The following is a 14,156-nucleotide window of genomic DNA, read 5'->3' as shown; positions in this document are numbered from 1 at the left end:
TATGCCATCTATCAATATCTCCAATTACCAGCAACAAAAAAAGACGCCCCAAAAAGAGGCGGGCGGTGGACTTTTCGAGTTACTGAACAAAGATATTTCCTTTGGCAATGGCCAGTTGCCCGATAAGAAGAAAGAAGCTTTTTACAATGAGTTGGGCACGCTGATCCAGTCTGGTATCGATATCAAAACCGCTTTGGAACTAACGGCCAGTTCCTATACCAATGCCAAAGACGTGGCTTTGTTTGAGGCTATCCAAAAAGAAGTAGTGGCCGGGAATTCGTTATCAGAAACCCTAAAAAGCAACGAAAAGTTTAGCAGTTATGAATATTACAGTGTACGTATCGGCGAGGAGACTGGCCGTTTGGCAGAAGTACTGACCGAATTAGGCAAGTATTTCAAGAGCAAAATCAGTCAGCGGCGAAAAATCGTGGGCGCTATTACCTACCCCTTGCTGGTTTTGAGCACTTCCTTTGCCGCTATCTTTTTCATGATCAAATTTGTGGTGCCTATGTTTGCCGATGTGTTTAAGCGCTTTGGTGGCAAGCTGCCTTACATTACTTCGCTCATTGTAAGCTTTTCCGATTGGTTCGATCGTTATATTTACCTGATTTTGCTGCTGATTATAGCCCTCATGGCTTTTTATTTCTTCAGCAAAAAAACGGTCTGGTTTAAGAAATGGTCTTCGTTAACGCTGTTGAGAGTTCCGATTGTTGGCGATATCCTCAAAAAAATATACTTAGCCCGTTTTGCCAATACCATGCGCTTGCTTACCGGAACCAATACGCCTTTGCTACAGGCCTTGGGCATGGTGAAACAGATGATTACTTTTTACCCGATAGAACAATCGCTTACTTTGGCCGAAAAGGATATCCTGATGGGCAGCAGTTTATCGACCACTTTGGCCAAGCACGAATTCTACCCGGTTAAGTTTATCCAAATGATCAAGATTGCCGAGGAGGTGAATAAGCTAGAGTACTTTTTCGAACAGCTATCTAACCAATACACCGAAGAAGTAGAATATAAAACCAATGCCATTAGCGGGTTATTGGAGCCCTTAATTATTATCTTTTTGGGATTGGCCGTAGGCGTAATCTTAATCGCGATGTACCTGCCGATGTTTCAGATGAGTAATAGTTTTTAGAGGGGGGGCATTAGCGCTTTTCAGTCTAAAATCAATTTTTGCGCAGAATTACTCCGAAAACCGCTTAAAAATCAGACGTAAAAGTCCTGATTTCAGAATCGTAATATCCTGCCAAAACGCATGTTCATCCAGCAATCCGATGCGTTCGTCCTGCGAAAACTACTGTTGGGGAAAAAGTTTTTTTTATTCATTTTTTGTTTACATCTTGGTGCCAGATAAGTAACACGTCTCTATAAGCCTAAAATTTATAGAAATCCAGAACGCAATCGAATAAATGAAACATCTACTCTTCTTTTTGCTGCTTTGTAGCTTAGGCTCTTATGCCCAAACCTCAACCTCGTCCACTGTTCCAAAGCTTAATGTAATACCTGCTTCGGCAGAGGCGGCCAGCTTTGCCAAATATGGTGAAACGCCAGTTTCGCTCTATACAGGAGTACCCAGTATTGGCATTCCGATTTATACCATCGACCTCAAAGGCATCAAAATGCCTATTTCTTTGAGTTACCACGCTGGAGGCATCAAGGTAGATGAAATAGCCAGTAACGTAGGCCTCGGCTGGTCGTTGAATTTTGGCGGGTCGATAACGGCCAATGTGAACGGAATTCCGGATAAGGAGGCGGGCGGATGGCTCAATGTACCTAACATTTACCGTTTGCCACAAACCGGCAGTTTGCAAACACAGTGGGGCGCCTTAGATCCCTACCTTTCCGATCCAAAATATGATTTCATGACTGAAATTGCAGAAGATCATTACGATACGCAGCCTGATTTATACTACGTAAACATCAATGGCAAGTCTTTCAAGTATTTCTATGGCCAAGATGGAACCATTTATACCATGCCTTATCAAAATGTAAGGATTTGGGAAGGGAGCGAAATTACAGACGAGAATGATAATGTTTTCCAGTTTGTGGGGGCTGATCTTACCACCACGAATTATCAGTATTTTGGCGGACTGTCTGCCAATGGCGCAGCCCCAAGCTACCAAAGCAATGCCATGTATCCGGGTAAAATAAGTACGCCTTTTAATGAGGAAATCAACTATACCTACGAAACCTATTCTTACAACTTTAAAAACCAGGCCTCAGAAACGCGTTATAGCAGGTATCCGGATCAGTATGGCTGTGCTGGAATTATGCCTACCAATACGCTTACCGAAAGCACCAGCTATGTAGCGGCTTCAAGGATAAAAAAAATAACGGCAAGCAACGGTGTGGAGATCAATTTCTACTATGCCCAAAGCAGAACGGATTTGCCTGGCTCGGCTGCACTTACCTCTATTGTGGTAAAAAACGCTAATACCAATACGGTTATTTCTACCTTTACATTTACCTATAGTTACTACGTTTCAACAACAGGATCAACCGACCCTGATGATTACCGTTTGCGATTGGAAAGTGTACAAAAAGCCGGAGAAAATCCCTATTACTTTCAATACAATGAGAGCTTGTTGCCAAAACGCCTCAGCAAATCGCAAGATCATTGGGGATTTTATAATGGCTCTGGCAATTCGACCCTGTTACCGGCCAATGCCTATCTTGGTTTTCCATCCGGAGGTAGCCGAGAGCCATCTGCTTATACGGCCCAGAATGGCATCTTGACAAAAATTACTTACCCAACTGGGGGTAATTCAGAATTTATGTACGAATCCAATACGGTTCCCGCTTATACTTTACCAACGAGTGGCTATGTGCTTACTGGGGCTTTTGCCTATGAATCGATAGACTCTACTATGGTTGTTCCATTTACAGTTGGTCCTTCAGCAAATAATTTTACGGTCAAATATAAAGGGCCTTATGGAGGAGATCCTGAAACAGGGTTGGTTTGCGATAACTGTGATGTACAGATACGGAATGCAAATCACCAGTTGGTATATAGATTCGTTGGACAATCGGCTGGAGGTTTAGGTAATTTTATGGCGCCATTAGAGCCTGGAAACTATTTTCTGGAAATACCCTATGTTGGTTTAAGTAATACAGGGTATATTGAAGTTTATTGGTATGAATATAAACAGATACCACCGACAAGCACAAATAAAATTGTTGGTGGATTAAGGGTTAAGCAGATAACCGATAACCCTGTTGTGGGCACTAGTAAAAAGACCTATTATGACTACGATCTTTCAAGTACGCCAGGCGTTTCTAGCGGTCTAAGTGGCTATGCCCCAAAATATGAGTATATACATAATAAAGAAGGTTTTAACGATGATACACAAACCTATTATGATTGTTTGTTCTATGCTCAATCTACGTCGAGCCTGACACCTATCGGGCGTGCGCAGGGAGGCCCGGCAGCTTATACCGAAGTGAGCGTATATGTTGAAGACCAGCACAAGGGCTATACGCTTAACCGTTTTTCGCATTTCGGAGATATTTCGGGCAGTCCAGAGTACCCATTTGGCGCCATGATCAGCAACGATTGGGTTGACGGCCTGCCATTAGAAACAAAAGAGTTTGCCTGGAATGAGGCACAGGCAAAATACCTGCCGGTTAAAAAAACAGTCAATACCTATAAAACGACTTATGGATTGAGCTCTAGCTACCCGCACGAATACATGGTAAGAGGTGCCAAAGTAGCATTATATAAACCAGCCATACCACAACGTTTTCCCCAACATGGCCCTGCGCCAAGAGGACCCGAATTTGTGGTAAATTATTTCAATCTCTATTCTTCATGGAGTTTTCCAATGGGCAAAACAGAAACCCTATATGATCAGAACGATACAACGAAGACGATTACCACGAGTTACCAATATTTTTATGATAATCCTGCCCATATCCAGCTAACTAGGCAATTGTCGAGCAAAAGCAATGGGGAACAGACTTTGGTTTCGCTGCGTTATCCGAAAGATATCAATCCGCTATCGAGCTATTATTCCAATCCGGTGGTAGAAAAAAGAATCTATACCAAAAACAGTATTTCAACCAAACTCATAGGTGGCGAACTGACTACTTATAAAAACCAACCAGGAACTTTCCCCGAGAATTATTATGGCCTAGAGTTGGCACAGCCTGTAGATTCGGTGTCTTTTCCTGCCTACACAGGAAGTGCCATTGCAAATGCCTATAAAAATAGGCTGAGCTACGGTTATGATGCCAATTATAACTTGGTTTCCCTGGTTAACGACCAGCAAAAGAAGCAAGGCTTTAAATGGGGCTACAACGGCACCTTGGTGCTGGCGGCCGCGACTAATGCACTCGATACGGAGTTTTATTATGAAGGCTTTGAAGAAACGGGAACTGCAGGTAATGCGCATACCGGTAAAAAGTCGAGTGGCGGCGCTTATACCGTAAGCTGGACCAGGCCGAATAGTCGCAATTATGTAATTAGCTATTGGTATTTTGATGGTAGCTGGAAGCAAAAGGTAGAACCTTATACGGGAAATAGCATGACATTGTCTTCAGGCACGGCTTATGACGATGTAAGTATTTATCCTGCCGATGCCCAGCTCACAAGCTATACGCACGATCCGCTGGTAGGCATTACGAGCCAGACGGATGCCAAGGGATTGACCACCTATTTCGAATATGATCCATACGGACGGTTGCGCTACGTAAGGGATCAAGACAAAAACATCATCAAAAGCTACGACTACCACTACAAGAACTAACGCCCCATGAAAAACATAAGACCATTCCTTTTGGCCTCGCTGCTCCTGTCGGGAACGGCCATGGCCCAGCAGCATATCACGCTGTCCGGCTATACCGGACAAACAGAGATCAAGGCCACGGGCAGCGTCACCCTTGCCGACGGCTTCCAGGTTCCCTACGGCAGCAGCGTCCGCATCTTTACGGGTGCCAGCTTCCAGCTCTGCAATCCTTTGGCATCTTCGCCCAGCGCGAACCAGAACTACGTCCTTTCGAGGGTGTTCAGGGTTGCCGGCGTAAGCAGCGCGAACATCAACGCCCCGCGGAGCGTATGCGAGGAGAACCAGACCATCCAGTACATCGACGGGCTGGGCAGGCCCCTGCAGACGGTAACGGTACAGGGAAGCCCATCCTTTGCCGACATGGTTCAGCCCATGGCCTACGACGCCCTAGGCCGCGAAGCGGTAAAATACCAGCCCTATAGCGTTGCAAACAACAATGGGGCCTACAGGCCAGGTGCCGTTGCGGAGCAGCTGGGCTTCTATGCCGGCCAGCCGGTTGGCTCCAGCATCAGACAGACCTCGCAGCCTTTCTCGCAGACGGTTTTCGAGGCCAGCCCGCTGAACAGGGTGCTGGAACAGGGTGCCCCGGGTGCACCGTGGCAGCCCTACAGCGCCTCCATTGCGGGTTCGGGCCATACGGCAAAGCCGGGCTACGCCATCAACGATGCCACGGATGCCGTGAAGCTCTGGACGGTCAGCGCCTCGGGCGCTGCCACCACGGCGAACTACCAGCCGGGCACGCTCTACAAGACCGTTTCCAAAGACGAGAACTGGACAAGCGGCAGGGCGGGAACGACCGAAGAGTTCAAGGACCTGGAGGGCAGGGTGGTACTGAAAAGGGTATGGGAAACGGAGAGCGTTTCACTGTCTACCCAGTACCTGTACGACGACATGGGCAGCCTGTGCTACGTGCTACCTCCGGCTGTAACAGCCAGCAGCTTCACGGAAGCCGATGCCGTATTCGGGAACTACATCTACGGCTACCACTACGACGGCCGGAAAAGGATCATAGAAAAGAAGATCCCTGGAAAGGGTTGGGAGCACCTGGTGTACAACAAGCTCGACCAGGTGGTAATGACACAGGGCGCCAACCAGCGCGTCCAGAACCAATGGCTGTTCACCAAGTACGATGCCCTGGGCAGGACAATTATCACTGGACTGCTGGGCAGCACTTCTACCAGGGCTATGTGGCAGACGGCCATGGACGGCCAAACGGTGCTGTGGGAAACGCGCGACGACGCTAATGCCGGTGGCACCGGCACGGGCTACACGAACGCAACCTTGCCAAATGCGGGCATCTCGAGTTGCCTCACCATCAATTACTACGACGACTACGGCTTCTACGGCAACAGCTTCGATGCTCCTACGGGAGAGCAGGCCACCGGCGGACGCACCCGGGGATTGGCTACCGGAACGAAGACGAACATGCCGAGCACGGGTGCGATGCTGCTGACGGTAAGCTACTACGACGAAGAGGGCAGGGCGGTGCAGACCAGGAGCGGCAACCACCTGGGCGGAACCGACATCGTGGACAACAGCTACAGTTTTGTGGGCGAGCTTGTGGCGAGCACGAGGACGCACACCTCGAGCCCGGGCGGAACGCCTACAACAATCGCTATCCGCTACGAATACGACCACATGGGCAGGAAGCTGGCCACGATGGAGGAGATCAACGGCCAGGGCGAGGTGGTGCTGGCCAGGCTGGACTACAACGAACTGGGCCAGCTTAGGCAGAAGAACCTGCACAGTACGGACGGCGCCTCGTTCCTGCAACACACGAAATTCGCCTACAACGAGCGGGGCTGGCTGAAGAATTCGGTTTCCGACGAGTTCAGCATGGAGCTGAAATACGAGGACGGCACGGCGCCGCAGTTCAACGGCAACATCTCGGGCCAGCTTTGGGGAGCGGGCGGCACGCTGCCGAACGTCTTTGCCTACGGCTACGACAAACTCAACAGGCTGGTCGAAGGAAAGACCACGGCGGGAGTTGCCATGGGCGAAACGCTGGCCTACGATGCGATGGGCAACATCGCTTCGCTAAGCAGGTTTGACGGATCGGTAACCAAAACGGGTACCTACAGCTATGCCGGCAACCAGCTGACTGGCATTACGGGCGGGGCATTGGCTACGGGTGCCTACACCTACGACGGCAACGGCAACGCCACTACGGACGGGCGCAACGGCGTAGCGCTGGCCTACAACTACCTGAACCTGCCGGTAAGCGCTGCAAAAAGCGGGCTGAGCCTGAGCTATGTCTACGATGCAATGGGGACAAAGCTGAAGAAGGTCAACAACCTTGCTGGAACGACAACGGATTACGTAGGCGGCATCCAGTATGTCAACGGCACGATCGATTTCATCCAGACCGAAGAGGGGCTTGCACGCAGCAGCGGGGGGAGCTACAGCTACGAGTACAACCTGACGGACCACCTGGGCAACGTGCGGTACACCTTCAACAGGCATCCGGCTACGGGCCAGCTGCAGCCGCTGCAGGCCGACGACTACTATGCCTTCGGAATGAGAAGGGTTGCAAGTCCGGGCAACAACAAGTATCTTTATAACGGCAAGGAACTGCAGGAGGAGCTGGAAGTTTATGATTATGGGGCTAGGTTCTACGATCCGGTGATTGGAAGGTGGAATGTCGTTGATCCGCTTGCGGAAGGCTATCATTCTTTTTCCCCTTTTAATTATGTAGAGAATAATCCCATTTCAAATATAGATCCAGATGGCAGGTCAACTGAAGGTTTATATACAAGATACCTCGATACAGAAGGTAGGACCATAATCAATACTAATGACGGGCGTGATGATGTCTACGTAGTTCCAGACAACAGGCTGGAAGAATTCAAGGAGAATGTAAGGGCGTCCAGCGGAAGGTTACAACAGGGGAGGACTGATTCCCAGGGATGGAACAATTATTGGCGAGACGAGTTCCAGCAGGTAATGAGTGAAAGCGAGGTTAATAAAGCAGGGATTAACAGTCTGAGTGACGAGAAAGTGAAGGCAGCCGCTTTTGAATACATATTTGGCAACAGGAGTTATGAGTCTTTCGTTTGGGAGGAAGTTAAGGCACAGTGGCGAAACCCAGGGACTGTAGCAATGGGCTTGACCGCTTTTGGACACGGTTTGGTCGGTGCAATTGATGCACTTCAAAATACTAAACCTGTTTATGATCCGAGAGTAAGAGCGAGAGGGGTAGAAGATCCTACAAGTCATAATTTCCCTTATAGTTTTGATGAGGCCATACTAAAAACGAAGCCTATCTTGAAAAATAATGGATATAGGATATATCAGAAACAAGGGACTATGAATGGCAAACCTGGTGTATATGAAATAGGAGTAAATAGCCAAGGTGTGATAGATCATAGGTTTTTCAGACCAACAAAGAACTAGTATCAATGAAATATTTAGTGATAGACGCAGCATTGCACGGTACCGGCATAAGAGATTATTATGAGGGGGGATATATAGATCCAGAGACATTAAGTATAGCTCCAGATGTATTGGATAGATTGAATAAATGGCTATTGGAATATGAGGATGAGCATTATAATGGATTTATTAATAGTGAAGTTGTGAATAAATTAGATTTAGAAGGTAAGGAAATTGCTCAATTGATAAAAAGAAATCTAAAAGAGGTTAAAATGGATTATTATTCGGCTGCTAAGTTAATTAAGGAACCAATAATCTAAGCAATAGCCTGGCGATGTTTGTGTTATCGGGCTTTATTTATTAATGCGAATAAGTCTTTCTTGCCTTTGTGTCATGGAATGGTGACTTTGGTTAGAAAAAAAAGCTTGCCCTTAATGTTGGGTAGTAGGCTACTATAATTATTGCATAATAAATAGAGAATAAAAAATTGGATATGGAGAAAGAGCTGTGGAGTGAATAAAACGCATCAAATTATTGATGAGTTTCAGTATGAAATTATGTGTTAAGTGGCTTTCTAATGTCGTTCAGTACTATAATGCAAATACTTTAAAACACTTAATGGGCAATGGAGTAACATTAAAGGATCAGTGGTTAATGCCACTATGGGAGGAAGGTAATTGATGGAAATCTATAGAATGACAGTTGCAAATCATATTAAAAATGGTTGGCTTATAATATTTGGAACCATTATTTGCTTAAATTTGCATCGGATATTCTTGTTAATAGATAGTAGCCAAAGCTATCATGATTCTGCTATTGCGAGTGCGGTGTGTTTTTTTCTTTTTGTATTGCCTGCAATTGTTTTACATCTAAACTATTTTTTGGTTAACATGGGAGTTGTTTTAAAATACTCTCCTGGTGAAAAGAAAATGGAGATTTGCAAAAGGGGATTTTCTATAGTATTCTTTATCGAAGATATTGAATATGTTGAACAGTCGATTTCTTTCAATGAGGCAGAACATAGGGCTCCAGTATTAACATGGGATAAATACAATCATTCGGTTATTCATCTTAAAAATGGGAAAGTCTTTACGATAACAAGCTTGTTGGTGCCAGATTTTAAGCCCCCAATAGAGAAAGAAAAACTTAAAATAAAAAAGAACATGTTCAGACTAGCTAGTATGAATAAAAATTATTCAAACTAGAATTAAATGTTCTGCTATTATGAAGTTTATTATCCCAACTCTCATCTGGCACAAGTGTTGTTTTGGCTAAGGTAGTAAGCAATTGAAGATTTTGGTTAAATGAACTAGCTATTATTTTATCACTGTATTTTTCCCTACTTTAGCTTAAAATAATATTTTGAAATGAACGCATTGCTCCGTAAAAAAGTTAAGGCCTATACGCTCACCGAAATTTTGGTGGTATTGGTGATTATTGGAATCCTGGTTTTATTGGCTTTACCCAATCTCATGCCCCTAATTACCAAGGCCAAAACAACCGAGGCCAAGTTGCAATTAGAGCATTTGGCCAAATTGGAACAGAGCTATTTTTACGAACACTCGAGGTATACCACCGATTTGGCCGAACTGGGCTTTATCCAAGAGAAGCTCTCTACCGATGGCAAAGATGGCAAGGCCAATTATAAAATCGAAATCGTATCGGCCAATAACAACAGCTTTGTGGCCAAGGCTACCGCTGTCGCCGATTTTGATGGCGATGGTACCTTTAACGTTTGGCAGATCGATCAGGATAAAAATTTAAAGGAAGTTACGCCGGATTAGAATTGAGATCAATTATTCACTCATTCAAAATTCAATCACTAGAAAAACTTAATCATTCGAAATTAGCAAGCTATGTATATCTTGAGGTGCGCTGTTTGGATAGTTTTGTTGGCCATCGCCTATCAGGATTTTAAGTTCAGAGCGGTATATTGGTGGTTGTTTGTATTGTTGATGGCAGGCTTGTCAGCTTTAATGGTTTTAGAAAGTTCGGCGGGTTCAATTGGAACCAATTTGCTATACAACGGGAGTTTTTTGGGTGTGCAGTTGCTGTTTTTAACACTGTATTTTTCGTTCAAGCAAAAGAAGCTGGTTAATATATTTGCAGATTACTTTGGCTTAGGGGATCTGCTGTTTTTGTTGAGCATCACGGTTTACCTATCCTTTCTCAACTACCTGTTCTTTTACCTGTTCAGTTTGCTAGCGGTGATTTTGGTGAGTATAGGAAGCAGGGTTTTGAGCAAAAATTCAAATCCAAAAATCCCTTTGGCCGGCGAACAGGCGATCCTGTTGCTGGTTTTTATGGTAGTCGACCTGTTGAGTAGCAGCATAGATTTGACCAATGATTGGTGGCTGACGGCTTATTTGATGTAAGAAAGTGTTTCAAATTGAGCGCTACGTCAGGTCCAGGCAATGACCGTTGAGTAGCTCAAGCCCGACCTTGTCCAGTGCGGCAACTACCGCTTTGCCTAAGCACTTACGCTGTAGTGCTGGGCGCAGTCGGCGACTTTTCCTCCATTTTGGTCGCTCAAAATGGAGTGCCATTGCCCGGCATGAGGGCAGGAAAGGTTGAGGGATGGCCAATAAATGTTTATGCTGCAAGAAACATCTCCAAAACTATTATTTTAGAAAAATGAAACCATCTGCCGATACCTTACACCTCATTAACAAAGCCATCGCTTTGCAGTACCGCGTAGTGCCCAAGGGGATGGAAAACCAATCCTTGGAGCTGTTTTGCGACGAGGAAGATAATTTGGCTAATCTTTTAGATGAGTTGCAGATCATTCTCGATAAGCCCATCAAGCTCAACCCAATCGCCAAGACAGAAATCAGTCGCTTGTTGTCTACCCATTACCTGAGCGATACCGGCACGCAGGAAAAAGAACTCTCTGCCATTTCGGCCAACGACGATTTCCTGACCACCTTAATTGAAGAAGCCCGAAAACTCAAAAGCAGTGATATCCACATCGAAACTTTCGAGAAAAAATCGCGGGTGCGTGTGCGTATTGATGGCATGATGATCGAACGTTACCAAATCAGTCGCGAAGATTATCCTGCCTTGGTCAACAAAATTAAAATCATGGCCAACCTGGATATCGCCGAAAAACGTTTGCCACAAGATGGACGTATCCATTACAAATCCGCCAAGCAAAGTGCTTTCGATATCAGGGTTTCGGTATTGCCTACGCTTCACGGCGAAAAAATCGTATTGCGTTTGCTCAACAACTCAAGCACTGATATTGACCTGTATACTTTAGGCCTGAGCGATTTCGACATGGAAAATTACCTACAAGGCATTCAAAGGCCAAATGGTATTATCCTCATCAGTGGGCCAACGGGTTCTGGTAAAACCACCACCTTGTATGCTACACTTAAATTGCTGAACAAAACTACCCGCAACGTGCTTACCATCGAAGACCCGATCGAGTATACGCTGGAAGGAATTAATCAGGTACAGTTGAAAGAAAGCATCGGTTTGGGTTTTGCCTCAGCCCTGCGTACCTTTTTAAGGCAAGACCCGGATGTAATCATGGTGGGAGAAATCCGCGATCCCGAAACTGCAAATATGGCCATCCGTGCGGCGTTGACTGGCCACTTGGTATTGTCTACCATCCATACCAATTCGGCCTGGGGCACCGTTTCGCGTTTGATGGATATGGGTATCCCGAGCTTTTTGGTGGCCAATACGCTCAATACCACGGTAGCCCAGCGTTTGGTGCGTTTGCTTTGCCCGCATTGCAAAGAGGCAACCGATTTTGACGCCAAAGCCTATCCTAAACAGTTCAAAGCCCCGTTTAGCTTAGAAAAGCAGTTTGTAGCCAAAGGTTGTAGCGAATGTTATTACACAGGTTACAAGGGTCGTAAGGCCGTTTATGAAGTTATTCCCGTTGATGCAGAATTAGCTTTTGAAATCAAACAAGGGAATATGTATATTGAACCACTTTTAAAAACCAAACAGATCAAAACACTTTCAGAAAATGCATTCGAGTTGTTTGCCGAGGGGCAGACTTCGCTCGAAGAGATTTTCCCTTTATTGCTATCCATCTAAATGAAATACATCTACCATGTCCTCTTTCGCCTCTTCATCCTCCTTACGCTTGTTGGTACAGGCCTAAAAGGTTACGGACAAGACGGCAAGGCCGAACGCTTGGCTCAGATAGAGAATCGCTTAAAATCGCTTGCGGTAATGGTGCCGGGACTTAACCAAAAGGTGCAGCTTTCGATGTCGGGCGCCAATGCACCAGAGTTTTTGCGTGCGCTGGCCCAAGCCAATAACCTCAACATCAATGTGGATCCGCAGGTTAATTTTAAGGTTTATTACAACTTTACCAACGAAACGGCCTTAAACGTACTGCTTTTTGTGGCCAAGGAATACGATCTCGATATCAACCTGATCGGCTCCATCATGTCGATTACGAAAGTAGCCCCGACAAGAACCGTAGTGCCTCCAAAGGAGATAAAGGTTACTTACAATGCCATAACAGATAATTTGGGTTTCGACCTGAACAATGATACCCTAAGTTTGGTAGCCAAAAAAATCGGACAGCTTTCGCAGAAAAACGTAGTGGTGCCGATTAACCTGCTCAATAAAAAAGTGACCGCCTTTATCTCTGCAGCTCCATTTGAAACAGCGCTCGAGAAAATGGCCTATGCCAACGAACTGAAGCTGAACAAGACCAATGATAACGTTTATATCCTGCAACCTTTGGCCGAAGGAGAAGAGCTTTATATCAACGAGGATAAATCCACAGCTGTAAAACGAAACAATAAGCCCACTACACCTGGAGGATCGCAGGGCAATTATAATGTGTCGGGCAGAAGAGATGCCAATGGAAGCAAACTTATCAACATCGACGCGGTCAATACGCCTATTCTCGACCTGATTAAATCGGCTTCTACAGAAGCCGGTGTCAATTATTTTATTTATTCCGATATCAAGGGAAGCATTACTACCCGTTTAAATAATATCAGCTTCGATAATTTTCTAACCGCTCTACTACAGGGAACAGAATATACCTACAAAAAAGAAGATGGCATTTACCTGATTGGCGATAGAAAACTAGAAGGCCTACGAACCAGCCTGCGTGTAAAACTAGAACATCGTTCTTTAGATACTATTCAGATGATGATTCCTACGGAATGGAAGAAGGGTGTTGAAATCAAGGAATTTAGAGAACAAAATACCATATTGCTTTCTGGCTCGGCGCCCCAAGTAAGGGAAATCGAGAATTTTATCAAACAGATAGACCGTACGGTGCCTATGGTATTGATTGAGGTTACCTTGGTTGATGTACGAAAAGGAAAATCGGTAAAAACCGGTATTACGGCGGGTGTATCAGACAGTGTAAAAACCGGAGGGACGATTTTGCCAGGCATAGACTATACTTTTGGTTCCAATTCCATCAACAGTTTCTTGTCTAAGCTGGGCAATAACAATTCCGTCAACCTGGGTCGGGTAACGCCTAATTTTTATGTGAAACTCAGTGCCTTGGAAAGCAATTCGAATGTAGAGGTAAGGTCGGTGCCCAAGCTTTCTACCTTGAACGGCCACGTGGCAAACTTGAGCATTGGTAGCAAAAGGTACTACAGGTTGCAAACGCAAAATGTGGTTCCTTCATTAAATGCGCAGACATTAATTACTGAACAATATAAGGACGTAGATGCAAATCTGGAAATAGGCATCAAGCCCATTGTTTCTGGCGATGACCAGGTAACCCTGAACATTACGGTAAATATTTCCGATTTTATTGGCAATCCGCCACAAAATCAGCCACCGCCACAATCGATCAGTAAGTTTACGTCGATCATCAGGGCCAAAAATGAAGACATGATTGTGTTGGGTGGCTTAGAAAGGACAGAAAATAGTGAAACTGGATCTGGTGTGCCTTTGTTGTCGCGTATCCCGATTTTAAAGTGGTTGTTTAGCAGTCGTGAGAAATCAAATGCCAAAGTGGTTACGTTAGTCTTTATTAAACCTACCATTCTTTATTAA

General features: G+C 45.3%; 9 protein-coding genes. All 9 read left to right on the top strand.

What is annotated here, in order from left to right:
- Position 1 precedes the first annotated feature (1 nt).
- The 9 genes from VRU48_RS12365 to VRU48_RS12325 all read left to right on the top strand — a co-directional run bounded on the left by VRU48_RS12365 (position 2) and on the right by VRU48_RS12325 (position 14,156).
- Positions 2–1,141, top strand: coding sequence for a type II secretion system F family protein (locus tag VRU48_RS12365; RefSeq protein WP_330108225.1), 1,140 nt, complete (start codon positions 2–4; stop codon positions 1,139–1,141).
- 274 nt (positions 1,142–1,415) lie between these two features.
- Positions 1,416–4,751, top strand: coding sequence for an RHS repeat domain-containing protein (locus VRU48_RS12360; RefSeq protein WP_330108224.1), 3,336 nt, complete (start codon positions 1,416–1,418; stop codon positions 4,749–4,751).
- Between the two features lie 6 nt (positions 4,752–4,757).
- Positions 4,758–8,183, top strand: a complete 3,426-nt coding sequence (locus tag VRU48_RS12355) for a DUF6443 domain-containing protein (RefSeq protein ID WP_330108223.1) — start codon at positions 4,758–4,760, stop codon at positions 8,181–8,183.
- A 5-nt stretch (positions 8,184–8,188) separates the two neighbouring features.
- A complete protein-coding gene (locus tag VRU48_RS12350) occupies positions 8,189–8,482 on the top strand; it encodes a hypothetical protein (protein ID WP_330108222.1) in 294 nt (97 codons plus the stop codon).
- 360 nt (positions 8,483–8,842) lie between these two features.
- Complete coding sequence (locus VRU48_RS12345) at positions 8,843–9,367, top strand: PH domain-containing protein (protein WP_330108221.1); 525 nt, start codon at positions 8,843–8,845, stop codon at positions 9,365–9,367.
- 162 nt (positions 9,368–9,529) lie between these two features.
- Positions 9,530–9,946: a type IV pilin protein gene (locus VRU48_RS12340; RefSeq protein WP_330108220.1), complete on the top strand. Its 417-nt coding sequence runs from the start codon at positions 9,530–9,532 to the stop codon at positions 9,944–9,946.
- 72 nt (positions 9,947–10,018) lie between these two features.
- Positions 10,019–10,537, top strand: coding sequence for a hypothetical protein (locus VRU48_RS12335; protein WP_330108219.1), 519 nt, complete (start codon positions 10,019–10,021; stop codon positions 10,535–10,537).
- 259 nt (positions 10,538–10,796) lie between these two features.
- Positions 10,797–12,212 carry a GspE/PulE family protein gene (locus VRU48_RS12330; protein ID WP_330108218.1) on the top strand — a complete coding sequence of 472 codons (1,416 nt, stop codon included), beginning with the start codon at positions 10,797–10,799 and terminating at the stop codon, positions 12,210–12,212.
- Positions 12,213–14,156 carry a secretin and TonB N-terminal domain-containing protein gene (locus tag VRU48_RS12325; RefSeq protein WP_330108217.1) on the top strand — a complete coding sequence of 648 codons (1,944 nt, stop codon included), beginning with the start codon at positions 12,213–12,215 and terminating at the stop codon, positions 14,154–14,156.

This window comes from Pedobacter albus, from assembly GCF_036324255.1.
Lineage (GTDB): Bacteria > Bacteroidota > Bacteroidia > Sphingobacteriales > Sphingobacteriaceae > Pedobacter > Pedobacter albus.
This window is presented reverse-complemented; position numbering and strand designations above follow the sequence as displayed.

What these genes read in the sequence shown, in the direction of transcription:
- VRU48_RS12365 (WP_330108225.1), top strand. Translation starts at nt 2, where the DNA reads ATGCCATCTATCAATATCTCCAATTACCAGCAACAAAAAAAGACGCCC.
- VRU48_RS12330 (WP_330108218.1), top strand. Translation starts at nt 10,797, where the DNA reads ATGAAACCATCTGCCGATACCTTACACCTCATTAACAAAGCCATCGCT.
- VRU48_RS12335 (WP_330108219.1), top strand. Translation starts at nt 10,019, where the DNA reads ATGTATATCTTGAGGTGCGCTGTTTGGATAGTTTTGTTGGCCATCGCC.
- VRU48_RS12355 (WP_330108223.1), top strand. Translation starts at nt 4,758, where the DNA reads ATGAAAAACATAAGACCATTCCTTTTGGCCTCGCTGCTCCTGTCGGGA.
- VRU48_RS12350 (WP_330108222.1), top strand. Translation starts at nt 8,189, where the DNA reads ATGAAATATTTAGTGATAGACGCAGCATTGCACGGTACCGGCATAAGA.
- VRU48_RS12360 (WP_330108224.1), top strand. Translation starts at nt 1,416, where the DNA reads ATGAAACATCTACTCTTCTTTTTGCTGCTTTGTAGCTTAGGCTCTTAT.
- VRU48_RS12325 (WP_330108217.1), top strand. Translation starts at nt 12,213, where the DNA reads ATGAAATACATCTACCATGTCCTCTTTCGCCTCTTCATCCTCCTTACG.
- VRU48_RS12340 (WP_330108220.1), top strand. Translation starts at nt 9,530, where the DNA reads ATGAACGCATTGCTCCGTAAAAAAGTTAAGGCCTATACGCTCACCGAA.
- VRU48_RS12345 (WP_330108221.1), top strand. Translation starts at nt 8,843, where the DNA reads ATGGAAATCTATAGAATGACAGTTGCAAATCATATTAAAAATGGTTGG.